The organism is Streptococcus sp. BS35b (genome assembly GCF_000286475.1).
Lineage (GTDB): Bacteria > Bacillota > Bacilli > Lactobacillales > Streptococcaceae > Streptococcus > Streptococcus oralis_W.
Genome location: NZ_ALKH01000008.1, coordinates 1 through 23,083, shown reverse-complemented (window position 1 = coordinate 23,083; position 23,083 = coordinate 1). Strand labels below are relative to the sequence as shown.

Here is a 23,083-nt window from a genome sequence, read left to right as displayed (position 1 = left end):
GAAACAAAGTAAAATCAAACCGAGTGATCTGAGGAAGCACCCGATGATCATGAAACGTTATTAAACACAAAAGTCACCCATGTGAGTTCTTGCCAGAAGCTGAAGTTAATCCTTCAACCTGGAAAACCCGCAGAGGTGACTTTTTCTATACATCTCGATTTTTCTGGCAATAATCATTAACCGATAAATATGTCTGTGAATCAGCCAGCGACTCCGCTATGTCCATAATCCGCGGTGGTAGTAATCCCACTCGCTGGACAAGTTCGTGATTGCTGAACAATTCCCGTGGACTGCCGGCGAAGCCAAACTTCCCGTGTTCCATAACATACACCGACTCAAACTCGGCGGCGACCCAATCCATGTCATGGGTGATGGTCACAACTTGGTGGCCCGAATCAGCCAACTGATGGAAAATTGCGGTCAACTTGCGCCGGCTTTCCCAATCAAGCGACATCATCGGCTCATCAAATAAATAAATCGCCGGATCCACTGCCAAAACTGTGGCAACGCTCAACAGCTTGCGTTCCGACAATGACAGGTCATATGGACTTTCAGCTGTTTTATCATCCAAGCCAACTCTTTTTAGAGCCGCTAAAGCCCGCCTCGTAATCGTGTCGTGGTCATCCATGACCTGCGCGACATTCCACTCCACCTCTCGTTGAACGGTCGGGTTGAAAAGCTGATCGTCAGGATTCTGAAAAGTAATCCCAACCTTCAGTAACTTTTCGACTGGTTTAAGATCATTAAAATTTTCTCCATCGATCTTAATCACACCGGTTTGTGGTGTCAGCAAACCCGTCAACAATTTGAAGAGCGTTGATTTGCCGGCACCATTTTGGCCGACAATCGCCACCATCGGATCGGCGAAGTGTTTGTCTTCAACATCCAAGCTAAAGGACCGTTCCGGATAAGTGAACGTCAGGTGGCTCAGTTCAATTGTGGACATAACGAACCTCCTTCAGATCAGCGTAATTCACCGGATACCGGCCATCAGCCAAGTGCCAATCCATTTTTTGAGCAAGTTGCTGGATTGTCGGGGCTGGAATCTGCCAGTCAGCTGCCAAATGATTAAACACCTCACCCGGCCTGCCCTGGGCTACCATTTGACCCTCGTGCAGCACCCACACAACGTCGGCGACTTCGCACAAATCGTCAATTTCACTGGTGACAATGAAGACAGTCGTCTCTTTGACTTGGGCCAGCCATTGGAAAAATTGCCGGCGGCCAAGGGGATCCATCTCACTGGTCGGATCATCCATAATCAAAACAGCCGGATTAGCCACAATCGCCGTGGCAATTGCCAACCGCTGGATCTGACCACCGGAAAGGCTCTCGGGACGCAAATTCAGCTGTTCAATCAGCCCCATTTGCGTGGCAACTTCTTCAACCCGTTTTTGAATCAGTCCTTCAGCCATTCCCTGATTAATCAAGTCAAAGGCGATTTCATCGGCAACCGTGTCTGCCAACCCGCTTAGTTGGCCAGCTGGATTTTGCAGTACAACTCCATTCATGGCATTATAAACGGGCCAATTGTCAGACACTCGCTGGCCAAACATGTGCCAATCGCCCTCAATCTCAGCAGACACAATTTTGGGAATGACCCCTGCCAGCACACGGCACAAAGTCGATTTGCCGGAGTGGCTATTCCCGATAATCCCAACCACCTGGCCGGTATGAACCTCCGCGTTAATCTGACGCAGTTGTGGTTGCTCAGTACCCGGATAACGGGTGGTCAAATTTTCAATTACAATCCGTTTATCTTCGTCCATATCTTCCACCCAATCAATAAAATTGCCAATCCAGTCAGACCAATGTGCAGCGTCCGCGACAGGCGATACACGCGCTGGGAGGTTCTGACAGTCCGGTTGAGATTATCAAAACCTCTCAGTTGGAGAGAAATCGACCGCGTCATCGATTGATCCAAGGTCTTAATCACCAATGGAATTAGAACCGGCAGGACTGACTTTAATTTCTGAATCAACGTTTTTTGCGGATTGGTTCCGCGAACTTTTTGTGCCTGCTGGATTTTCCGCATATTGCGCATCATTTCCGGCAAAATATAACACACCGACATCAGAACGTAGACGGTTTTATAAGACAATCCGGACAGTTCCAAATAGGCCGCGTTTTCTGAAATACTCGTGGTCACCATAAAAAAGCCACTGGTCAAAATAATCACCAATACTCGACAACCCAGAGTGGTGGCGTAAATCAGGCCTTCTTTGTAGAACGACACCCCAAGCACAGAAAACAGCACAGTTTGATTCCGACTGTAAAATAACCCTTGGATGATCAGCATGGTGCAAATCAGAAACAGGCTGAATCCCAGCGCCTTAAAGGTGGTAGAACTCAATTTGGAAAATAACAATAGCAGTGTTGCGACAAGAATTAATCCGGCCTGAAGCAATAAATTCATACTGGCAAAGCTCAACAACGTCATGTCCAAGATGAACAAGAGCTTAGTAATCGGATCGATCACCTGGTACCACTTGAGCTTGACCCGTGGCGCTCCAGAAATCAATGTTTTATCAGTCATCATTTATCATCGCTAAAGAAGTGCACCATCCGCTTCGGCAGCTGACGATAGATGAAGAATGCCAGGTAGGCCACGCAGACTTTATCCAAAATATCCAAGACAAACTCATCGGTAAATGAGGCCAGCCACACTGGTGCATGATTGGCGACCATTACCGCAAACAATGAGTCACCCCAAGCGATACCGGTCTGACCACCCCAAAAGATGACGTTGAGTGGCGTTGAAATGACAGCTGAAACGATGGCAATAATAATAGCAGAAACAAATACTCGTCGCGCTGACGAGAACCACCCATTGGCGTGCAAAACTCCGACAGCAATCCCAATTCCGATGCTGGTAATCGCATACACGGTTGAAATTGGCGATAAGGTCAGCCCATAGATCACGTTGTTGATGAAACCACTAATGGCACCGGCAACCGGCCCAGCCAACATGCTGGTAAGAAAGGTTCCCAAAGACCCCAGCCAAACGGGCAACTTTAACCCCTCCGCCAATGCTTTGGCAACATAGTTAATCCCCACGGCAGCGGGAATCAAAGTCATGGTGGCAGCACTTAACCTAAATTTCCACATACTGGTACGATGAATCGGTTCTGTTTTCATAATCTTCTCCTTTTGTTTTTAAAGAGCCGTGTCTGGATAGACTTTCGGACGCAACGCTCTATTATATATCTACTGAACTGTCTATACACAAGATTTCCATCCTTAGTCGACATGAGCTGGAAATCTTTATTTGTTAAGTAGTTCACAACACATTATACACCTATTTTGTGAATAGTCAAGTGTATTTACAGTAAAATTTTAGAAAATCCTAAAAATTTCCTCTTATTTTCCATTTTGAAAGACATTCAGTAACTCTAATATCAAAAAAACCCAGACGACATTGTCTGAGCATTCTTTTCTATAGTCGTTTAAGCAAGTTGAGTTTGACATTTTCAAACTATTTCTTCAACAAACCTTGTTCTTGTAGAAATTCCTTGGCTACTTGTTCTGCTGACTTGCCTTCAACGCCGACTTGGTAGTTGAGCTGGCTCATCTGGCTTTCAGTAATTTTACCAGCCAATTTATTGAGAACTGTCTCCAACTCAGGATGTTTCTTGAGAAGAGCTTCTTTCATCAATGGAGCCCCTTGATAAGGTGGGAAGAGTTGCTTGTCATCTTCCAAGACCTGCAAATCATAACGCGCCAATTCTGCATCTGTCGAATAGGCATCTGTGATTTGAATATCGCCTGACTGAATTGCCTGATAGCGAAGAGCTGGCTCCATGGTCGCTACGTTGAGATTGAGACCATACATTGATTGCAAGCCCTTATTTCCATCTTCACGGTCATTAAATTCGAGTGTAAAGCCTGCCTTCAACTGTCCTTCCACTTTTTTCAAGTCCGAAATGGTCTTCAAGCCATATTCTTGAGCAATCTTTTTCGGAACAGCTACAGCGTAGGTATTTTGATAAGACATAGGTTTTAGATAGGCCAGATGATCCTGTTTGGCAATGCCATCACGCGCCACCTGATAAACCTGATCTGGCTCATGACCTACCTTGGGTGATGGCTGAAGCAAACTTTCAGTCACCGTACCAGTAAATTCAGGATAGATGTCAATATCGCCTTTTTTCAGAGCTTCATAGAGGAAGCTTGTTTTCCCAAAATTCGGTTTAACAGTTGCAGTCATACTGGTATTTTCTTCAATCAGCACCTTATACATATTGGCCAAAATTTCTGGTTCTGGACCCAATTTCCCAGCAATCACCAAGTTTTCTTTCTCTTTTTGAGCCAAAAGGGCTGGACTATAAGACAGACCGAGTAATATGGTCACCAAGGCAAAACCAGAGAAAATCGTTCTCAATTTTGCTTTTTCCATCACTTTTAGTAGGAAGTTAAAGGCAATGGCCAGCACTGCAGAAGAAAGGGCCCCAATCAAAATCAGACTGGTATTATTGCGGTCAATTCCCAAAAGGATAAAGGAACCCAGTCCCCCTGCCCCAATCAAGGCAGCCAAGGTTGCCGTACCAATAATCAAGACCGCTGCCGTCCGAATACCAGACATTATGACAGGCATGGCAAGTGGAATTTCAAACTTCTTGAGACGCTCCCACCTGGTCATCCCAAAGGCAATCCCAGCCTCTTGTAGACTTGGATCAATCCCCTTTAGTCCAGTGATGGTATTTTGCAAAATCGGGAAAATCGCATAAATCACTAGTGCTGTCAAAGCAGGCAAGGTTCCAATTCCCATCAAGGGGATAAAGAGTCCCAACAAGGCCAGAGACGGGATAGTCTGGAAAATTCCTGCAATCTGCAAGACCCAGTCCGCCAACTTCTCATGATAGCGAAGATAAACAGCCAAGGGAATAGCAATAAAAATAGCTAGTAATAAGGTCAAAAGCGACAACTGCAAATGTTGAGATAGAGCTGTTACCCAATCACCAAAACGATCCTGAAAAGTTGATATCAAATTAGTCATGAACACTACCTCCAAACAAGTCTGCTACAAAGTCTGTTGCAGGAGCCTTTAATATCGTCTCAGGATTCGCCACCTGACGAATCTCTCCATCCTGCAAGACAGCAATACGGTCACCTAATTTCAAAGCTTCATCCGTATCATGGGTCACAAAAATCGTTGTCATACCAAACTCTTTATGCAATTCTTTCGTCAGAACCTGTAGCTGTTTTCTCGAAATAGCATCCAAGGCTGAAAAAGGCTCATCCATGAGGAGAATCTTAGGCTGACCAATCATGGCACGGACAATCCCGACCCGTTGCTGTTCTCCGCCAGATAGTTCACTAGGAAGTCGATGGCCATACTCAGCCACTGGTAAACCAACTTTAGCCAAAAGCTCTTCTGTTTTCTGAGCAATTTCTTCCTTGCTCCAGCCCTTCATCTCAGGAATGAGGGCAATATTTTCCGCAACCGTTAGATTGGGAAACAGAGCAATGGCCTGTAAAACATAACCAGTAGAAAGACGAAGCTCACGCTCATCATAGTCTTTGATGCGCTTACCATCCATGTATATATTTCCATCAGTTGGTTCCAAAAGACGGTTAATCATCTTGATCATGGTCGTCTTACCAGACCCAGAAGGCCCAACTAAAACCATGAACTCCCCATTCTCAATCTGTAAATTGACATCTCTCAAAACATCTTTTTCTGTATAGCGTAGCGCTACATTTTTGTATTCAATCATTCTTTGTCCTCAATTTAAAATTTTCCTCGGTTGGTCAAGTTACCAACCTTTTAATAACTAATTTACCCCACTCTAAACCTCATTTTCCTTCTCTTTCAGATTAGCCAAAATTCTTTCTTGAAAACCTTCAAACTGACGAATTTCTTCCTCTGAAAATCCTTTGTAACAGATAGTATCCAATCTCTGACTGACACGTTGCCCAACTTCTTTCTGGGACTTGCCCAACTCTGTTAAAACTAAATACTTCTTACGCTTATCTTCTCCACACGGACTGACAGTTATAAGATTTTGCTCCTCTAACTTTTTTATCATAGTCGTCAACGTATTATTAGCAAGCCCAGTCGCAAGCGCAATATCTGTCGCAGTTGCACAGCCCGTCTTACTATTCCATAAAACCGCTAAAATCTTTCCCTGCTCACTCCGATAAAGAGAGTCAGGGTCTTGTCTCAGTAACTTTTGAAAAATCCGCCCATTCAACAAACGAATATGATGGGCTACCAAATGACAATATTTCATGAAACCTCCAATTTATTTCTATATCAATACGAATAAAAAATATTATAATACTTATTATTCCAATTGTCAACTATTTCGACTTAGAACTAATTTTTCTCAGTAAAAAATCTCCTACTCAAGGTAGAAGATTTCAATCTTATAAACTTAATCCGTCATGTCTGATACCAAAGTTCGACGCTCCAATGGAATACTGCACATAACTAACAAGAAAATGAAACCTGACTGAATCCAGAAAAGGGCCAAGTCAAAGATTCCATGCACAGCAACCACTGTAAGGAAAGATAGATAAAGACCGATAATTGGACGTTTCCCCGACTCCTGACTCATATCCATCATCAAACGAACAGGAGCAACAGAAGACAATGCTAATAAAATGGTTCCCACAATTCCGTAACTCAGAATCGTATCAATATAAAGGCTGTGAGCATGTTCATGATAAGGAGCATTTATCCGAGGATAAGAGTGCATATAGGTCAATGGCCCCTCCCCCCAAAAAGGATTTTGCTTAAACAAGGCCATCCCAGCATCCCAGATAGAAATGCGTTCTTCCATAGAAGAATCTAAAGTTCCCATCCGAACTCCCAAATCACTAGAAAAAAGGAAACTCAAGCCAATCGCAAAGACCCCAATACTAAGCCAAAAGGCCTTCCAGTTTTTAATGGTCGTAAAGAGATAAATGATGGCTCCAGCGATAATAGCAGGAAAGGCTGTTCTATTTTGCGTGAAATTTAAACCAAAAAGATTTACAAAACCTGCTAGCACACAAAAGACTTTCAACCATCTTAGCTTCGTCGTTGTAAAGAGATAAAAGGCAATCATGATACAGAAGCAACAAATGATCCCATAGTAGTTAGGATTAAAGAAGGTGACCTCTGCACGGTTTTGGTGCCATACTTGCATATTTGGTGAAAGAAAGGCATAGTTAAATTTCTCTACAATTTGGAAATGCTCCAAAGTAGCAAAAGCGGCAGAGACAACACTACCAAACAAAACCGTCTGGAGTATCAGTCGAAAGAAAGCATGCGTCAGACGCTTCTGGTAGAAGCTAAAGAAAATGAGGAAGAGAAACATCAGTAAAGATGCAACCAATCCAAGCCAGTTCTTGGCGACGATAGAGATGATACTACTGTAGGCAATAAAAAAGAGAAGTACAGGATGTTTGGCTAATCCTTTGATAATTCCCTTCATCTCCCCAGTAACAAGTAAACCTATCAAATATAAAGCAAAGAGGGCTAAGAACAAATAAAAAGGTAAAAAGATACTCATGATCATCAGATACAAAAAGAAATCTTTTTTCGAAAGCCCTCTTATCTTATCCAGTAATCCAATTGATTTCAAAACGGATCCTTTCTGTTCTGGATTTCTCCAGAAGATAAATGCTAAACTATCTTTATATTCTACCATTTTTTCCGTCATTTGGGAACAATGAACACGTTTTCGCCACAAAAAAAATCTTTCATTAATATGGCACTAGAACTGAATGTTTCTACCGTTTTCCACTACTTGATAGGTCTGACTTTGCAAATCAATTTCTGCTACTGCTGTTACGGACTTGTCTTTATTTTGACGTTTGATTACAATTCTGTAAGCTGTTGGTGTTTCAACGTCAATAGTCCCTTCTAGGTCAAAGGCCTCTGATTGATTACGGAAAGAAAATAGATTGAGAAGAGACTTCACCACAGGACGTTGAACTTCTTCTGCTATTTCCTCATTGCTATAGTAATGACGATTAATATTTCGACCTTCTTTGGTTTCTTCTAATAATTTCAAGTCATTTTTTCCTGCTAATAGACCCACATAGTAAACCTGAGGAATGCCTGGAGCAAAAGCTTGAATCAAACGAGCGAGGAAGTACTTGACATCATCATCTCCAAGCGCAGAATAGTAGGTTGAATTGATTTGGTAGATATCTAGATTGTTATACTCTGCACTAGAGTACTTACGTTTGACATTCGCTCCAACCTTATAAAGCTCATTTGAAGCATAGTCAATTTCCTCATCGGTCAGGATATCCTTGACATCCACCACTCCAATCCCATCATGGGTATCTAGTGTCGTAAATTGCTTCATCGGGCTCATCTTTAACCACTTAGCCAAACGCTCTGTTCTGGAACTGTAAAGAGTATAAAGGGTCACCATTGGAAGGGCAAAATCGTAAACATAGTAATCATGGTCCGCTATTTTAAACTGAATCGAATAGTGTTCATGAATCTCAGGTAAGAGCTCTGTCCCATACTCAGCAGCGATATCTCGAACTTTGTCCAATAAATTCCAAATATCTGGTTCCACAAAGAAATCATTGGTATCCAATTTCTTCACTGCATAAGCAAAGGCATCTAGACGAATCAAGTCACACCCGTTACTTGCTAGATGTTGAATCGTCTTACGGATAAATGCCATCGTTACTTCTTTGGTCACATCAAGATCAATCTGCTCCTCACCAAAGGTATTCCACAAATGTTCTACTGAACCATCTGCAAAAACGATCTCTTGCTTTGGTGCACGATCCTTACGCTTGTAAATTAAATCTACATCAGCTTGTGTCGGACGGTTTTCCGGCCAAAACTTGTCCCAGTTTAAAAAGAGATCTTTAAATTCACTAGCTTCATGTTTTTCTTGATAGTCCTTATAATATTTAGATTGACGAGAAATATGGTTAATCATAAAGTCAAACATAAGATAATATTTCTCACCTAAACGCTTAACATCCTCCCAATCACCAAACGCTGGATCCACTTCATCATAGTCCACTGGTGCAAATCCGCGATCACCTGTTGACGGGAAAAATGGTAGAAGGTGAACTCCCCCAATAGCATCGCCAAAATGTTCTTCCAAATTCTCATACAAGTCTTTAAGGTTATTTCCAAGACTATCTGAGTAAGTAATCAACATAGTTTTATTTTGAATGGACATAGATGTTCTCCTTTTTCTAATGAAAGCCAAGTCTTATATGACCTGGCTTCGTAAATGAAAGATATTTTTAGATTTTTGTTCAGTACTAATATAGACTGCAATCAACTAAATACGACTTTCTTGTTTTCTACATAGAAATGCCAACAAGCTGAACCGTTCCTCTATGTATGGAATTATAGATTCCATAAGCACTTTCTTACTTCACTGCCCCGTTACTCATTCCTGAAATGATATGTTTTTGGAAGATGAGGTAGACAATTGTTATCGTTACAATTCCCACAATATAAGATGCAAAACTTGGGCCATAGTCATTGAAGTACTGACCTTGGTAGTTGTATTGGAAGAGAGGCAAAGTCCACATCTTGGAATCCTTATTCAGAATCAAGAGTGGCAACATAAAGTCATTCCAGAACCAGAGAGCATTGATAATCAAAGTTGTCGCATGCATGGGCTTCAACATTGGAAAAATGATTCGACGATAAATTGTAAAACGATCAGCTCCATCAATTTCCGCAGCTTCATCCAAACTATCTGGTACACTGATTTTTATATAACCAACATACAAGAAGAGAGTCTGTGGAATAGCATAAGTTAGGTAGAGTATTACTAGCCCCCACATATTTGCTAGACCGAGTTTACTCATCATAACTGTGATGGGAATCATAATCACCTGAAATGGAACAAATATCCCTAAGATCAGGAGCGAATACATAATTGCAAAGGCTTTTTTCTTGGACATATTTCGAGCAATGGAGTAAGCTGCAGCTGGTATAAAGAAAGCCACTACAATCAATGATAACACCGTAATAACAGCTGAATTCCAGAAATAGCCTCCAATTCCATCCGAAATCAATCGTTCATAATTACTCAACGTAAAAGGATTGGGCAAACTAAAGAAATGATTCATGATATCCTTAGTTGTCTTGAAAGAACTAAATACCGTTACCAACAAAGGAACAAGTATAAAAATACCACCGACTATCAAGAGGACATATTTCCAAAACTGATTCAATTTTTCTTCTTTTTTCATGTGTAGGACTCCTCTATTAGATTTCAAATTTCTTTGATAGCTTGATTTGGATAATAGAAACAATTCCAATAATTAAGAATAAAATCAAGGCAATTGCATTCGCATATCCATATTGGTTACTCTTGAAGGCATAGTTATAGACTAAAAGTCCAAGAGACGTTGTAGCATTATTTGGACCACCACTCGTCAAGGCAAAAATTTGGTCAAAGGCAGTCAAACCGGACTTAAGAGCCAGAATAAAAACCATAGAAATCGTTGGTAGCAAATAGGGCAATTCAATCTTCCAAAAGGTTTGTTTACTTGTTGCACCATCAATTGATGCTGCCTCTAAAATATCATTTGGAATACTTTGAAGACCAGCAAGAAAGAGAATAATTGGCATTGCTACTCCTTGCCATAGAAGAACAAAAATAGTTGCTACTACCGCTCCGACTGGTGTCCCCAATAGACTCTCTTGTAAAAAGCTAATTCCTAAAATTTTTCCAATCGTTGGAAGACCATAGTTGAAGAATTGTTTAAAAATCAAGGAAACTGTCAAACCAGATAAAACAGCCGGGAAAAAGAACCAACCTCTAAAGAAGGTCTGTCCTTTCATCTTAGAATTCAAGGCTCGTGCCACAACCATCCCAATCGTAATCTCTCCAATAATCAATGCCAGAGTTAAAATCAAAGTAAAGGCTATAGCTGTGAAGAATTTCCCATCAATCATCAGCAATTTGTAGTTATTTAAACCAACAAATTTATAATTATAGGTCAATCCAGTCCAGTTAGTCAAACTATAGAAAGCACCTTGTACCATTGGAAAGTAAAAGAAGATAGCTTGTAATGCAAGCGGGATGAGCAAAAAAGTCCAACCCCAGTATTTATTTAAAAATTTTCGAATAGCCATATCATCTTAACTCCTATTCTAGTCCAAATCTGCCTTCATTGGATTAAAGAAAGCATTGAGATTGTTTGCCATATTTTTCAGATTTTTATCCATCAAGTAACCTGCACTTAGATTAAAAAAGTCTTCTTCAGAATTCCAGTGTTGGCCCAACCAAACATAATGCTTATCCGTAAATGCCAGTTTAGAAATCTCTGCAAGTGCTGAATCTTCTTTTTCTTGTATACCTTTTACAGCAACTGGCGATCCATCTACATCATAATATGACTGCATAGCTTTTGGACTAGTCATATAGCTGATAAATTCTTCGGTTTCTTTCGGATGTTTAGTAGTAGCTGAAGTTGATAATGCCATGTCCCCTGCACCAACAGTAACTTCTTTTCCTACTTCTTCTCCAGGAAATGCAAACATCCCCACCTCAAATTTTGGATCCTGTTGATTAATTGCCGCTAGCGCCCATGATCCTTGTGGCATCATCAAGGCTTTTTCACTCGAAAATGCTACCACCGCATCATTATAAGAGGCACCACGCCAACCATCTTGAGCATTATCTGCTAATAAATCGAGTCGTTCTGCATCTGCTTTTTAAATAGCATCATCTGCTGAAATAGCGTTTGGTTTTGAAAAGCGAAGGTAGTTATTAGCCGCGTCTCCACTACCCGTAAGGGTAATGAGAGAAAGTTGGTGGTAACCATTTAATGTCCAGCCTTCATTGCCTGCAACCGCAAATGGAGAATTCCCACTATCTTTTATCTTTTTGACAATCTCTTGAAATTCTTTAAAAGTCTTCGGTTCCTCAAGTCCTAATTCTTTAAACTTCGTTTTATTGTAATAGATTCCATAAAGGTTGGCTGTTAATGGCACACTATAAATCTTGTTATTGATTGCATACTTTTCGGCATAGTCATTCTTGATGTTCTCAAGATAGGGTTTTCCTGTCATATCTGCAAAATAGCCTGCCTTCGCCCACTCCTGAAAATCCATATTTTGAGGATAGATATTAATAATATCTGGAACGTCTCCTGATAAAATCCGAGTCTTTAGAACAATTCCAGCTGAAGGTACTGTAGTCAGCTTCACATCAATATTAGGGTGTTCCTTTTCAAAATCATCCACTATCCTTTGCAAGGTATCTGCCATCTCGGTCTTCTGGTTAAAAAACTCAATCGTTACCTTGCCATCAGCTGACTTCTCTTGACTACTACAAGCTGACAGTCCCAAAAGGATTAACCTTTTAGGGACAGAGAAAATAACAAAAACTTGGAAAGGAGGTAATTCTCATGTCAAATACGAAAAGAACAGGACAAACAGCCCTTTATGAGCGTTTAAGTCGAGATGATGAAATGCAAGGAGAAAGCAATTCCATAACCAATCAAAAGCAGCTACTTGAAAGCTATGCGAAAAGAAACGGCTTTGTCAATATCTATCACTATACCGATGATGGAGTAAGTGGAACAACCTTTGATAGAGAGGGATTTCAAAAAATGATAAAAGCAGTAGAAGAAAACAAAGTATCTACTGTGATAGTAAAAGATATGAGTAGGTTTGGCAGAGATTACCTCAAAGTAGGTTTTTACACCGAAATACTCTTCAAAGAAAAGGGAGTAAGATTTATTGCTATCAATAACGGAATAGATAGTGAGAAACAAGCAGAAAGCGACTTCACCTCATTTCTAAATATTATGAACGAATGGTACGCAAGAGATACCTCGAGAAAAATACAATCTATATTCAGAGCAAGAATGGAAGAAGGCAAAAGAGTATTTCCAAGCGTTCCATATGGCTATTATAGAAACCCAAATAACAAACAGCAGTTACTTGTCGATAAAGAGAGTGCAAAGGTCGTAAAACGCATTTACAGGCTTGTAATAGAGGGATATGGAGTAACACAGATAGCAGATATACTAACCAAAGATAAAGTTCTTATCCCATCAGCCTATGCAGAGATACATTACCCCGAAAACAACCACAGTTCCAAGAAAAGAGGAATAGAAGACCCGTATTTTTGGACACCGACCACAGTAGGCTATATCTTAGAAAAAAGAGAATATATGGGACATACCGTACTTGGTAAAACAATATGTCTTGATTACAAAACCAAGAAACGCAGAAAGGCAAAAGAAGATGAACTCATTATTTTCAAAAACACCCATGAAGCCATAATTGACGAGGAAACATGGAACAATGCTCAACGCTTAAGAAAGACAGTAAGAAGAAGTCCAAAGTATGGAACAACCTCACACCCCTTTACAGGACTTTTAATCTGTTCCGATTGTGGAGGAAAGCTAAGTTACAGAGAGCCGGCAGAACACAAAGAAAAGAAGTATGATTGTGATTATTGTTTTGTATGTCAACATTATAGACACAGAAAAGGCACTTGCAGTATGCACTACATCAAAGTAAAAACGGTTAATGAAATTCTCTTAAAATCAATCAAAGAAATAACCGATTTCGCAAAAGAAGATAAACAAGAATTTCTAAAATTGATGAATAAATTATCCGATGAAAAAAGGGAAGAAAAGTATCAAAGGGACAAAGAAAAGTTAGAAAAACTTTCATCAAGGAATGAAGAACTAACAACCTTAATTACAAAGCTATATGAAGACTACGCACTTGGAAAAATTCCCGCAAAACACTTTGACAGATTATTTAATATATATGATACGGAGCAACAAGAATTAGAAAAGCAAATACAGTATTTTGAACAAGAAATAGAAAGCTACCATCAGAGAAAAGTTGACACCGACAAATTCCTAAAAATGATAGAGAAATATACAGATATTGATGAACTGACAGTACCAATGATAAATGAGTATATAGAAAAAGTAAAACTCAAAAATGGAAATTACAAGACAAGAAAAATCAATACAGTGGATTGGAATGAGCAAGATAAAGCAGAGCATTGGCGAAAGGTATGGGGAGACATTACAAACAAATATTTGGAAGAAAATAGTATACAGAAAAAAGTAGATCACCGTTCCTATCAAAGACAGGGCATAGAACAAATACCGACCATTCATTTAGGCGTATCTGCCACCCAAATGGAGAAAAAAGGAATAGCCACCGACAGAGGAAATATCAACCGAGAAATCAAACATCAAAACATGATTTTAAGAGAAATATCAAGACGAATAAAAGCATTACTAAATTGGATAAGGGGAATAGGCAAAGAAGAAAAAACAGAAAACGAAAATACAAAATCCACCCTCCCACCGAAAGAAAATTTGCTATCCGTTCTTGAAAATCTTATCCGTAAAAATGCAGATAACCATAATACAGACTTAGAAAAATATATTGAGAGTTATCAGCTACTTAAAGAGAAAAACATCACTTCATTATCGGAGTTAAAAGGAAATATACTTGCTTTAAGAGATAAGAACTACAAGACTACAAGAGCCTTAAAAGATGTTGAAAAGAAAGTGGATGATAACACCAAACTTATCGAACAAGCAGAGAAGTATTTGAAGCATAAAGACACCTACAAAGCCTATACTAAGCTAAAGAAAAACAAACAATATACTTTCTACAATGAACATACCACAGAACTTATTTTGTTTGAAAGTGCCAAGAAATATTTGAAAGAACATTTAGGAGAAAGCAAGACCTTAAATATATCCAAATGGAAATCGGAAGTTGCCAATATGAAGAAAGAGAAAAATAGCCTATACAATCAAATATTAGAGATACGAGAGGAAGTAGAACAGGCTGAAAAAGTTAAGACTTGTATTGAACAGTTCCAGGAACATTCAAAGCAACTAACACAGGTAAAATGGAACGAGTTAGACCTATAAAATCAAGCGAAAAAATGGTATAATATTAAACAAGTATTTGATTTTGGAGGTGCTTAAATTCATGGATGAAAGAGAGAAAATCATTCGTTTATGGTTTGATATGTGGCTTACACAACAAGACTTAGGAATAGACGATATTTTTTTGGATGATGTGATTTATATTGAGAGTTGGGGTCCTAAGTATGAAAATCGGCAAACAGTAAAGCACTGGTTTAATGAGTGGAATACAAGAGGAAAAGTTCTTGCGTGGGATATAAAGCAATTTTTTCATAAGGATAATCAAACTATTGTAGAATGGCACTTTAAAAATAAAATGAATGAGGGGAAAGTTGAAGGATTTGACGGTATCTCTTTGATTGTTTGGACAGCCGATAATAAGATAAAAGCGTTGAAAGAGTTTGGTTGTAATTGTAACAACTACAATCCTTACAAAGAGAGTGAAACACCATTATTTAGAGATGAAAAAGTAAATTGGTTTTGAGGAGATAAAATATTGATGGAAAGTAGACCTGAGTTTGACAAAATTACATCGTTTGATGAATTTACTAAATACTATTGGTATCGTGAAGAACTTTCACAGATATGCAAGTCATTAGGATTAGAATATAGAGGTACAAAACAGGAACTCAATTATATTGTTGAGCAATACTTTAAGGGCAATTTGATTAAAAAATCATCAATAAAAAATGAAAAGAAGCAAGTGGAAAATATTACTTTAGATACACCATTACTTGAATGTGGTTTTTCTTTTAATGCAAAGTTCAGAGAATATTTCGCTGTTTTAACAGGTATCTCACCATTTAAATTTACTGCTGATATGGCAACAGTTTGGAGAAAAGTAAAAAGAGAAAATGATTTGAGTTTTACAATTCAAGATATGCTAAAAGTTTATTATTGGAAATCAGATTATGCAAAGTATGATAATTCGGTTTGTCAATGGAATCAATTTTTAAAGGATTTCTGTGCAGACAAAAATAGTTGCAACTACTCAAACAAATTAAAAGTAGCTTCTATTCTTTGGAAAGAAGTCAGAAATTCAAGAAATGAAAAAATTTATTCAAAGAATCTTTTGACTGAATATGCCGATAAAATAAAAGAGTATTGCAAGTAGGATATTTTTAACTTGCTAAACTAACAATTCAATAAAAGCTAACACGAAAGCAGTAAATCAAAAAGGTTTGCTGTTTTTTCTTTGCTTAAAAACGGAAAGGAGGACACATGGAAGAAGAAAAAAGAGTAATAAAAGAATCACAACATAAACAGTTAGTAATGGATATTGGAAAAACAAAATATACTGTAAATCTACATTTCAAGCAAGGTACAGGGGAAACATACAAGGATAAAATACTAAAGTTAATTAAGAGAGAAACAGAGAAGATATAAATTTATCAAAAAAATTTTGTTTATGTCCTTGACAAATCTTCCCAAAAGGCAGAGTCCTGTAGTAGCAATTAAGCTCATCTTTTTATACCATCTCATGATTTTATCTCCTTATCTTCTAATGAAATGTAACTGCCTGCTGAGATAATCTCCCTGCGGAAGCCCCATAGTAATACCCGCATACATGAGTTCTGCACCTGAGTAAACTACACCATTTTCCTGTAATTCATACCGTCCCTCTTCATCCAAATCTTTTAACTTTAAAGTTGTTTCCATTGTTTCCACAACTGATAAGACTCGGACGTAGGTTACAATCGTTTGATTTCCATAGTTGAATTGTACAGCTGCTTCATTGGATTCAGCATCGGGATTGATTAACCTATACTGATTTCCCAACTGGACTACTGGCCGCAATTCTTTATACAAGTTCACCTGGTTAGCAATCTCAGTCTTCTCTTCATCTGATAAACTTGTTAAATCAAGCTCATAACCCAGATTCCCCATCATGGCCACATGACCGCGAGTTTCCAATGGTGTCATTCGTCCCATCTGATGATTTGGCACTGCTGACACATGAGCACCCATAGAAATGGTTGGATAGAGATAGGATGAACCGTATTGTATTGGTAAACGTGAAATAGCATCAGTGTTATCACTAGCCCAGACTTGTGCGAAATAGCGCATCATGCCAAGATCATTTCGTCCACCACCAGAGCAGGACTCAAAGAGAATATGACTGTGTTTCTCTGTCAGATAAGAAACAAGTTCGTAAAGCCCCAACATATACTGATGAGACTGCATCTGGGTTTCCAGATTAACTGAACCATTCCCCAGATTAGTAATATTACGATTCATATCCCATTTGATGTAGTCAATTTTATGATGAGAGAGGAGTTCATCTAAAACATTTTTCAGATATTCTACTACCTGAGGATTGGCAAGATTAAGTACTAATTGATTTCGAGAATAGGTATGCTCATAACCTGGAACCTGGATGGCCCAGTCAGGATGTTTACGATACAAGTCGCTATCAACGGAAATCATCTCAGGTTCTAACCAAAGCCCAAACTGCAAACCTCTTTCATGGATAGCTGAAATCAGACTTTCTAGACTTCCACCCAATTTTTCCTCATTCACAACCCAATCACCTAAAGCACGATTATCATCAAAGCGATTACCAAACCACCCATCATCTAATACAAAAAGTTCTATTCCAACTTTCTTAGCCTCATCTGCCAACTCTAACAATTTTTCTCTCTGAAAGTCAAAGTAGGTAGCTTCCCAGTTATTGATTAGAATTGGACGCTCTTTTTTAGAAAATTTACTTGGCATAATGTGCTTAAGTACAAAATTCTGACTTTTATGACTGATACCAGTTAATCCCTTATCTGAATAGGTCACTAAAGCTACCGGTGTTTCAAAGTTTTCCTTAGAATCTAACTTCCAAGAAAAATTTTCTGGATTAATGCCAATAGCCACCCGAACTTCATTCAGTTGATTCTTTTGGACAAAAGCTTCGAAGTTTCCACTATACAGTAGTTGTAGAGCAAACACATTCCCAGCATCCTCTGTAACTCCTTGATCACATAATAGAAGAGCTGGTGTTTGAGCATGCCCAGAAGCTCCACGGTTCGAACTAATCGAAAAGATTCCTTGTTCTACCTGTTGACGTCGGACAGTCTTTTCACGAGCATAAGCTCCCTGTAAAGTCACTATTTCGTAAGCTGCAGCAGGAAAATCAGCCATGAAAGAAAAGTCCTTATGAATGACAACTTCCTGATTGCTATTATTCTCCAATTTACTGTAACTAGCAATTGTCGCATCATTATCAAAAGCTGTATAATACAAAGTCAGACTAAGTTTAGCTTGAGGATCTTTTAAAATCAAGACAAGAGTCTCTGTACCATCCATGCTGTGAGGAGAAGGTAAGCCCTGTGGACCATTCTGACCTTTTAAAATCTTTGCTTCTACAAATCGAAAGTCTGTTACTTCAGTTGCATCATGTTGAACCTGTAAAGTTGGTTTTCTAAAGTCACCCAAACCATGTTGCCCAAAAATTTGACGTTGCGTATCCAAACTAAAGGTTCGATTAGTAGCTGTTGGATTACCTGAAAAAGCATGATCGCGTTCGTAAACACTATTAGCCCCTCTATAGTTCTTAATAGTCTTTCCTAAATGTTTTAATAATAAGAACCCATCCCTATTTTCAATAATCAAACTTAAACCTTTACTCTCAACGTAAAAAAGATTATTCTCTATCCGAATTCCCATAAATTGTACCTCATCGATTTCCTGATAAAATTTTAGCAAATAAAAGCGCTTTCTAAAATAGAAAAATGTCTCTAAAGTATGGTAAAATGTTAGGTAGGAGGTGCCCCATGCTCGTTTTTTCAGAATACCAGACTGGAACAATTGATCTTTCTCTTAGCTTTTACGGTTATGAAGAATGTACGCCTAACTACTCTTTTGGCCCAGCTATTCGAGATACCTATGTATTACATTACATTACTAAAGGAAAAGGTCAATTTCATTATAAGGGTAAAATTGTTGATTTAAAGGCAGGAGATTTCTTTTTACTAAAACCAGATGAATTAACCTTCTACCAAGCAGATAGCCAGGATCCTTGGGCTTACTACTGGTTAGGGATTACTGGAGGGAGGGCACCTGACTATTTTGCTCTGTCTCAAATTTCTGATCAATCCTACCTCATCCAATCAAAAAACTGTCACACACAGACAACTGCAAAACTCATTGAAAATATTGTCCGTTTTGCTCAGGTAACAAAATCAAACGAACTAGCACAACTCCATATCATGGGGCAACTTCATGAACTAATGTTTCATCTAGGAACTATTGCTCCCAATCAGAAAAAAAAGAATATTTCATCAACCCACCAACTCTATCTTGACTGCAAACGATTGATAGATAGTCACTACCCTCAATCACTCACCATTCAAGATTTAGCAAAGGAGCTATCGGTTCATAGAAGTTACTTAACTAGTGTGTTTAAAGAATTTCACCAACTCTCTCCAAAAGAGTATCTACTCTACGTTCGGATGCATCGTGCACAACAACTTCTGGAACATACTGAAGAATCTATTAAAGTCATTGCGTACTCTGTCGGCTTTTCAGATCCACTACATTTTTCAAAAGCCTACAAGCAGTTTTTTCATAAAACACCTAGTCAAACTCGAAAAGAATACTCTCATTCCCTCTTAGCTAGAAAGGAAAATCAATGAAATCACACCAACTAGTCTACCAAATATTAGCTAGAGAAAACGATTATGTTAGCGGAGAAAAAATCGGAGAAGAACTGAATTTAAGCCGTACATCTATATGGAAAGCGATCCAACGTCTTCAACAAGAAGGCCTAGAAATTGACAGTATCAAAAATAGAGGCTACAAGCTTATTCAAGGCGATCTGATATTACCTGATTTGATTCAAGAGAAAGCCAACTTAATCGTTCACTACAAACCTGAGACCAAATCAACCCAAACAGATGCAAAAGAAGGAATTGAAGCTGGAAACAAAGGAAATACACTCTATCTTTCAACCTGTCAAACAGCAGGTCGTGGCCGCTTTCAGCGTCCCTACTATTCACCATCTCAGGGTGGGATCTATATGTCCCTGCATATTCAACCCAATCTTCCCTATGAAAAACTCCCATCCTATACTCTCCTTGTAGCTGCTGCAGTCTACAAAGCCATTAAAAACCTAACTATGATAGAAGTAGATATCAAATGGGTAAATGACATCTACTTTAAAAATAAAAAGATGGCAGGTATCCTCACCGAAGCAATGACATCAGTTGAGACAGGGGTGGTTACAGATGTCATTATCGGCGTTGGAATCAACTTTGCCATCAGCGATTTTCCCAAAGAGATAAAAGAAAAAGCTGGAAGTCTCTTTACACCACCAGCTCCTATCACACGAAACGAACTAATTTCAGAAATTTGGCGTTGTTTCTACCAAACAGCACCCGAAGAACTACTCTATCTTTATAAAGAACACTCTCTTGTTCTAGGAAGAGAGGTCAGTTTTATCCAAAATCAGACTGAAAAAAAAGGAGTCGCCAAGGACATCTCCGACAAAGGACAACTCCTTATCCAGCTTGATGACCAGACAGAAATCTGGCTCAATAGTGGTGAAATCTCACTCGCTAGCTGGACTTAACAAACAGCACTATATGATGTCTAGAATCTCATCTAGCAAGCATATAGTGCTGTTTGAATGTAGAAAGTAACAGATATATAAATAGCTAGCTTCCTATCAACAATTTACAGGTGGATAGCTTTTGAGGCATTCTTTTTATATGCCGTGCTATGTACCAAAGAAGCTCCATAGCAGTGATTCTCATATTCAAGCATAATCAATGGCAACGCAAAAACTTTAACAGCATATAAAAGCAGCCAAAACATAAAGACTTCAGCTTTTATATTCACCAAATTTTTACTAAACATCTCGTACAAGAAGCATGCATTTAAAGCCATATTGAAGAGACTTGCCAACGTTGCTAAGACTATATTGGTTTTCAATTTTGGATGATAATATTTAGCCACATATAAGGCCAATAATGAAATATTATAAAGGCAAATCGGTTGATAATTTTCTCTATAAATAACCAGCGTCTTACGATTATAGAACAGGAAACCATGAGGTCCACGATGATATTCATTGATCCAGACATGGCTAAGACCTCTAATCTCATCCCAAGCTACAAATAAATCAATTTTTCTTAGATAAATCCCTTTTTTATGAATTGAACATTTCCATTTAAACAAGAAAGATAGAAGAAAAGTGAGGAGCAAAACTACAACTGTAACAATCCTCAACTCCTCTTGCCCAACAATCAAGGATAGATTTAAAAAGCGAATTTGAGCTTCTGTTGTATCTAAGATCATCGAAATCCCAGTTAGAATCACTACAAATATAAATAGTATAAATCTATAAAAAATACTATGAAATTTTACTCCATTTTCCATCTCGATTATCCCCCAGCCACTTAAAGTCCCTAACCTTAGTATACCACTAAATCTAGTCTATTTATGATTTTTTCTAATATGAAAGTTACTGAAACAGCATTAGATAATAGAGCTCTATAATTCGGTAGTGGGTAAATCCACTATGGAGATTATGTAGCCTAGAAAAAAAGTCCCATATGACCTATAATGAAAAGCGACTAAACAACTCATTAGAAAGATTCATATGGAACAATTACATTTTATCACAAAATTACTAGACATTAAAGACCCAAATATCCAAATTATAGATGTCATTAATAGGGATACACACAAGGAAATCATCGCTAAACTGGACTACTACGCTCCATCTTGTCCTGAGTGTGGAAATCAAATGAAGAAATATGACTTCCAAAAACCGTCGAAAATTCCTTACCTCGAAACAACTGGTATGCCTACTAGAATTCTCCTTAAAAAGCGACGTTTCAAATGCTATCAGTACTCTAAAATGATGGTCGCTGATACTCCTATCGTCAAGAAAAATCATCAAATCCCTCGTATCATCAACCAAAAGATTGCTCAGAAACTGATTGAGAAGACTTCTATAACCGACATTGCCCGCCAGCTTGCCATTTCAACTTCAACCGTCATTCGAAAGCTCAATGACTTCCGTTTTAAACATGATTTTTCTCGTCTTCCCGAGATTATGTCTTGGGATGAGTATGCCTTCACTAAGGGAAAGATGAGTTTCATTGCGCAAGATTTTGACAATCTCAATATCATCACTGTTCTTGAGGGCAGAACACAAGCTATCATAAGAAATCACTTTCTTAAATATGATAGAGCTGTTCGTTGTCAGGTGAAAATCATTACGATGGATATGTCTAGTCCCTACTATGGACTTGGCTAAACAGTTTCGCTTTCGAATTTCTAGGCTCAGGCTGAAACAGTCTCCCAGACTGTTTCACTCCCAAACGCTAAAATCGTTCTAGATCGCTTTCACATTGTACAACATCTTAGCCGTGCTATGAGTCGTTTGCGTGTCCAAATCATAAACCAATTCGATAGAACATCCCATGAATACAAGGCCATCAAACGTTACTGGAAACTCATTCAACAAGATAGTCGTAAACTCAGCGATAAGCGATTTTATCGCCCTACTTTTCGTATGCATCTAACTAACAAAGAAATTCTAGACAAACTATTGACCTATTCAGAAGACTTGAAACACCACTATAAAGCTCTATCAGCTCTTGCTTTTTCACTTTCAGAACAAGGAGCCAGACAAATTTTTCGGACTCATTGAAGACAATCTTAAGCTGGTTCATCCTCTTTTTCAGACTGTCTTTAAAACCTTCCTCAAGGATAAAGAGAAGATTGTCAACGCCCTTCAACTACCCTATTCCAACGCAAAATTGGAAGCCACTAATAATCTCATCAAACTTATCAAGCGGAACGCCTTTGGTTTTCGGAACTTTGAAAACTTCAAAAAACGAATTTTTATCGCCCTAAATATCAAAAAAGAAAGGACGAAATTTGTCCTTTCTAGATCTTAGCTGACTTCAACCCACTACAGTTGACAAAGAGCAAAAAAAAGAGCCTAGCAACTCTTAACGTACGGAGAATGGGGGATTCGAACCCCCGCGCCGGTTACCCGACCTAACGATTTAGCAAACCGTCCTCTTCAGCCTCTTGAGTAATTCTCCTATTAATGGGCACGAGTGGACTCGAACCACCGACCTCACGCTTATCAGGCGTGCGCTCTAACCACCTGAGCTACGCGCCCAAGTTTAAAAACTTGGTATGAACTTTCGTTCAAAGCGGGTGACGAGAATCGAACTCGCGACAACAGCTTGGAAGGCTGTAGTTTTACCACTAAACTACACCCGCT

Annotated in this window: 19 protein-coding genes, 3 tRNA genes and 4 pseudogenes; 9 read left to right on the top strand and 17 right to left on the bottom strand. The window is 38.8% G+C overall.

The genetic code is table 11. The features are described from left to right. Positions 1 to 145: 145 nt before the first annotated feature. From HMPREF1149_RS07560 to HMPREF1149_RS07505, 12 genes and pseudogenes are all read right to left on the bottom strand, one after another. The gene (locus HMPREF1149_RS07560) at positions 146 to 946 is read right to left on the bottom strand and encodes an energy-coupling factor ABC transporter ATP-binding protein (RefSeq protein WP_000103847.1); all 801 of its coding nucleotides are present in this window, start codon (positions 944 to 946) and stop codon (positions 146 to 148) included. After that, positions 933 to 1,769 (bottom strand): ABC transporter ATP-binding protein, encoded by an 837-nt coding sequence (locus HMPREF1149_RS07555; RefSeq protein ID WP_000343048.1) that lies wholly within the window; start codon positions 1,767 to 1,769, stop codon positions 933 to 935. The genes HMPREF1149_RS07560 and HMPREF1149_RS07555 overlap by 14 nt, the downstream gene beginning before the upstream one ends. Next, positions 1,745 to 2,536 (bottom strand): energy-coupling factor transporter transmembrane component T, encoded by a 792-nt coding sequence (locus HMPREF1149_RS07550; RefSeq protein WP_000130448.1) that lies wholly within the window; start codon positions 2,534 to 2,536, stop codon positions 1,745 to 1,747. Before HMPREF1149_RS07550 ends, HMPREF1149_RS07555 begins: the two co-directional genes overlap by 25 nt. Next, positions 2,536 to 3,138: a hypothetical protein gene (locus HMPREF1149_RS07545; RefSeq protein WP_000846132.1), complete on the bottom strand. Its 603-nt coding sequence runs from the start codon at positions 3,136 to 3,138 to the stop codon at positions 2,536 to 2,538. Before HMPREF1149_RS07545 ends, HMPREF1149_RS07550 begins: the two co-directional genes overlap by 1 nt. A gap of 337 nt (positions 3,139 to 3,475) precedes the next feature. Beyond that, positions 3,476 to 4,996 carry an ABC transporter permease/substrate-binding protein gene (locus HMPREF1149_RS07540; protein WP_000183012.1) on the bottom strand — a complete coding sequence of 507 codons (1,521 nt, stop codon included), beginning with the start codon at positions 4,994 to 4,996 and terminating at the stop codon, positions 3,476 to 3,478. Beyond that, on the bottom strand, positions 4,989 to 5,717 hold the full coding sequence (locus tag HMPREF1149_RS07535; RefSeq protein ID WP_000575214.1) for an ATP-binding cassette domain-containing protein: 729 nt from the start codon (positions 5,715 to 5,717) through the stop codon (positions 4,989 to 4,991). The genes HMPREF1149_RS07540 and HMPREF1149_RS07535 overlap by 8 nt, the downstream gene beginning before the upstream one ends. A gap of 72 nt (positions 5,718 to 5,789) precedes the next feature. After that, the gene (locus tag HMPREF1149_RS07530; RefSeq protein WP_000872569.1) at positions 5,790 to 6,233 is read right to left on the bottom strand and encodes a MarR family winged helix-turn-helix transcriptional regulator; all 444 of its coding nucleotides are present in this window, start codon (positions 6,231 to 6,233) and stop codon (positions 5,790 to 5,792) included. Positions 6,234 to 6,377: 144 nt separating this feature from the next. Then, on the bottom strand, positions 6,378 to 7,571 hold the full coding sequence (locus tag HMPREF1149_RS07525) for an O-antigen ligase family protein (protein ID WP_025170449.1): 1,194 nt from the start codon (positions 7,569 to 7,571) through the stop codon (positions 6,378 to 6,380). Between the two features lie 132 nt (positions 7,572 to 7,703). Beyond that, complete coding sequence (gene gtfA, locus HMPREF1149_RS07520) at positions 7,704 to 9,146, bottom strand: sucrose phosphorylase (RefSeq protein ID WP_000027286.1); 1,443 nt, start codon at positions 9,144 to 9,146, stop codon at positions 7,704 to 7,706. A 196-nt stretch (positions 9,147 to 9,342) separates the two neighbouring features. After that, complete coding sequence (locus HMPREF1149_RS07515) at positions 9,343 to 10,176, bottom strand: carbohydrate ABC transporter permease (RefSeq protein ID WP_000711260.1); 834 nt, start codon at positions 10,174 to 10,176, stop codon at positions 9,343 to 9,345. 16 nt (positions 10,177 to 10,192) lie between these two features. Then, positions 10,193 to 11,065, bottom strand: a complete 873-nt coding sequence (locus HMPREF1149_RS07510; RefSeq protein ID WP_001007690.1) for a carbohydrate ABC transporter permease — start codon at positions 11,063 to 11,065, stop codon at positions 10,193 to 10,195. An 18-nt stretch (positions 11,066 to 11,083) separates the two neighbouring features. Beyond that, positions 11,084 to 12,313 (bottom strand): annotated as a pseudogene (locus HMPREF1149_RS07505) (extracellular solute-binding protein). A gap of 29 nt (positions 12,314 to 12,342) precedes the next feature. On the opposite strand from HMPREF1149_RS07505, the pseudogene HMPREF1149_RS11555 reads away from it, so the two are divergent. The 5 genes and pseudogenes from HMPREF1149_RS11555 to HMPREF1149_RS07485 all read left to right on the top strand — a co-directional run. Beyond that, a pseudogene (locus tag HMPREF1149_RS11555) lies at positions 12,343 to 13,860 on the top strand (recombinase family protein); the annotation flags it as partial. A gap of 12 nt (positions 13,861 to 13,872) precedes the next feature. After that, positions 13,873 to 14,853, top strand: a pseudogene (locus HMPREF1149_RS11550) (MobA/MobL family protein); the annotation flags it as partial. A gap of 61 nt (positions 14,854 to 14,914) precedes the next feature. Continuing rightward, positions 14,915 to 15,334: a nuclear transport factor 2 family protein gene (locus HMPREF1149_RS07495; protein WP_000344418.1), complete on the top strand. Its 420-nt coding sequence runs from the start codon at positions 14,915 to 14,917 to the stop codon at positions 15,332 to 15,334. Between the two features lie 12 nt (positions 15,335 to 15,346). Then, the gene (locus HMPREF1149_RS07490; RefSeq protein ID WP_025170447.1) at positions 15,347 to 15,964 is read left to right on the top strand and encodes an SAP domain-containing protein; all 618 of its coding nucleotides are present in this window, start codon (positions 15,347 to 15,349) and stop codon (positions 15,962 to 15,964) included. Between the two features lie 107 nt (positions 15,965 to 16,071). After that, positions 16,072 to 16,236, top strand: a complete 165-nt coding sequence (locus HMPREF1149_RS07485; protein WP_000390745.1) for a transposon-encoded TnpW family protein — start codon at positions 16,072 to 16,074, stop codon at positions 16,234 to 16,236. 108 nt (positions 16,237 to 16,344) lie between these two features. On the opposite strand, the gene HMPREF1149_RS07480 is transcribed toward HMPREF1149_RS07485, so the two are convergent. Further along, positions 16,345 to 18,504, bottom strand: a complete 2,160-nt coding sequence (locus HMPREF1149_RS07480) for an alpha-galactosidase (protein ID WP_000512825.1) — start codon at positions 18,502 to 18,504, stop codon at positions 16,345 to 16,347. Positions 18,505 to 18,611: 107 nt separating this feature from the next. On the opposite strand from HMPREF1149_RS07480, the gene HMPREF1149_RS07475 reads away from it, so the two are divergent. Then, complete coding sequence (locus HMPREF1149_RS07475; protein ID WP_000959980.1) at positions 18,612 to 19,472, top strand: AraC family transcriptional regulator; 861 nt, start codon at positions 18,612 to 18,614, stop codon at positions 19,470 to 19,472. Further along, positions 19,469 to 20,407 (top strand): bifunctional biotin--[acetyl-CoA-carboxylase] ligase/biotin operon repressor BirA, encoded by a 939-nt coding sequence (birA, locus tag HMPREF1149_RS07470; protein ID WP_000835299.1) that lies wholly within the window; start codon positions 19,469 to 19,471, stop codon positions 20,405 to 20,407. The genes HMPREF1149_RS07475 and birA overlap by 4 nt, the downstream gene beginning before the upstream one ends. A 104-nt stretch (positions 20,408 to 20,511) precedes the next feature. Here the strand turns inward: birA and HMPREF1149_RS07465 are convergent, their stop codons facing one another. After that, positions 20,512 to 21,216, bottom strand: coding sequence for a hypothetical protein (locus HMPREF1149_RS07465; protein ID WP_000427379.1), 705 nt, complete (start codon positions 21,214 to 21,216; stop codon positions 20,512 to 20,514). 223 nt (positions 21,217 to 21,439) lie between these two features. Here HMPREF1149_RS07465 and HMPREF1149_RS11340 point away from each other — a divergent pair. Both HMPREF1149_RS11340 and HMPREF1149_RS11650 read left to right on the top strand, forming a co-directional pair. Continuing rightward, positions 21,440 to 22,498 (top strand): annotated as a pseudogene (locus HMPREF1149_RS11340) (transposase). Next, a complete protein-coding gene (locus tag HMPREF1149_RS11650; RefSeq protein ID WP_002878847.1) occupies positions 22,446 to 22,748 on the top strand; it encodes an ISL3 family transposase in 303 nt (100 codons plus the stop codon). Before HMPREF1149_RS11340 ends, HMPREF1149_RS11650 begins: the two are co-directional and overlap by 53 nt. Before the next feature lie 62 nt (positions 22,749 to 22,810). On the opposite strand, the gene HMPREF1149_RS07450 is transcribed toward HMPREF1149_RS11650, so the two are convergent. The 3 genes from HMPREF1149_RS07450 to HMPREF1149_RS07440 all read right to left on the bottom strand — a co-directional run bounded on the left by HMPREF1149_RS07450 (position 22,811) and on the right by HMPREF1149_RS07440 (position 23,082). Beyond that, positions 22,811 to 22,898 (bottom strand) — tRNA-Ser (locus HMPREF1149_RS07450). Between the two features lie 6 nt (positions 22,899 to 22,904). Continuing rightward, positions 22,905 to 22,978, bottom strand: a tRNA-Ile gene (locus HMPREF1149_RS07445). A 33-nt stretch (positions 22,979 to 23,011) separates the two neighbouring features. Beyond that, a tRNA-Gly gene (locus tag HMPREF1149_RS07440) sits at positions 23,012 to 23,082 on the bottom strand. Position 23,083: the final 1 nt, after the last annotated feature.

What these genes read in the sequence shown, in the direction of transcription:
- HMPREF1149_RS07550 (WP_000130448.1), bottom strand. Translation starts at nt 2,536, where the DNA reads ATGACTGATAAAACATTGATTTCTGGAGCGCCACGGGTCAAGCTCAAG.
- HMPREF1149_RS07555 (WP_000343048.1), bottom strand. Translation starts at nt 1,769, where the DNA reads ATGGACGAAGATAAACGGATTGTAATTGAAAATTTGACCACCCGTTAT.
- HMPREF1149_RS07560 (WP_000103847.1), bottom strand. Translation starts at nt 946, where the DNA reads ATGTCCACAATTGAACTGAGCCACCTGACGTTCACTTATCCGGAACGG.
- HMPREF1149_RS07465 (WP_000427379.1), bottom strand. Translation starts at nt 21,216, where the DNA reads ATGGAAAATGGAGTAAAATTTCATAGTATTTTTTATAGATTTATACTA.
- HMPREF1149_RS07495 (WP_000344418.1), top strand. Translation starts at nt 14,915, where the DNA reads ATGGATGAAAGAGAGAAAATCATTCGTTTATGGTTTGATATGTGGCTT.
- HMPREF1149_RS07545 (WP_000846132.1), bottom strand. Translation starts at nt 3,138, where the DNA reads ATGAAAACAGAACCGATTCATCGTACCAGTATGTGGAAATTTAGGTTA.
- HMPREF1149_RS07510 (WP_001007690.1), bottom strand. Translation starts at nt 11,065, where the DNA reads ATGGCTATTCGAAAATTTTTAAATAAATACTGGGGTTGGACTTTTTTG.
- HMPREF1149_RS07480 (WP_000512825.1), bottom strand. Translation starts at nt 18,504, where the DNA reads ATGGGAATTCGGATAGAGAATAATCTTTTTTACGTTGAGAGTAAAGGT.
- HMPREF1149_RS07515 (WP_000711260.1), bottom strand. Translation starts at nt 10,176, where the DNA reads ATGAAAAAAGAAGAAAAATTGAATCAGTTTTGGAAATATGTCCTCTTG.
- birA (WP_000835299.1), top strand. Translation starts at nt 19,469, where the DNA reads ATGAAATCACACCAACTAGTCTACCAAATATTAGCTAGAGAAAACGAT.
- gtfA (WP_000027286.1), bottom strand. Translation starts at nt 9,146, where the DNA reads ATGTCCATTCAAAATAAAACTATGTTGATTACTTACTCAGATAGTCTT.
- HMPREF1149_RS07530 (WP_000872569.1), bottom strand. Translation starts at nt 6,233, where the DNA reads ATGAAATATTGTCATTTGGTAGCCCATCATATTCGTTTGTTGAATGGG.
- HMPREF1149_RS07535 (WP_000575214.1), bottom strand. Translation starts at nt 5,717, where the DNA reads ATGATTGAATACAAAAATGTAGCGCTACGCTATACAGAAAAAGATGTT.
- HMPREF1149_RS07485 (WP_000390745.1), top strand. Translation starts at nt 16,072, where the DNA reads ATGGAAGAAGAAAAAAGAGTAATAAAAGAATCACAACATAAACAGTTA.
- HMPREF1149_RS07540 (WP_000183012.1), bottom strand. Translation starts at nt 4,996, where the DNA reads ATGACTAATTTGATATCAACTTTTCAGGATCGTTTTGGTGATTGGGTA.
- HMPREF1149_RS07475 (WP_000959980.1), top strand. Translation starts at nt 18,612, where the DNA reads ATGCTCGTTTTTTCAGAATACCAGACTGGAACAATTGATCTTTCTCTT.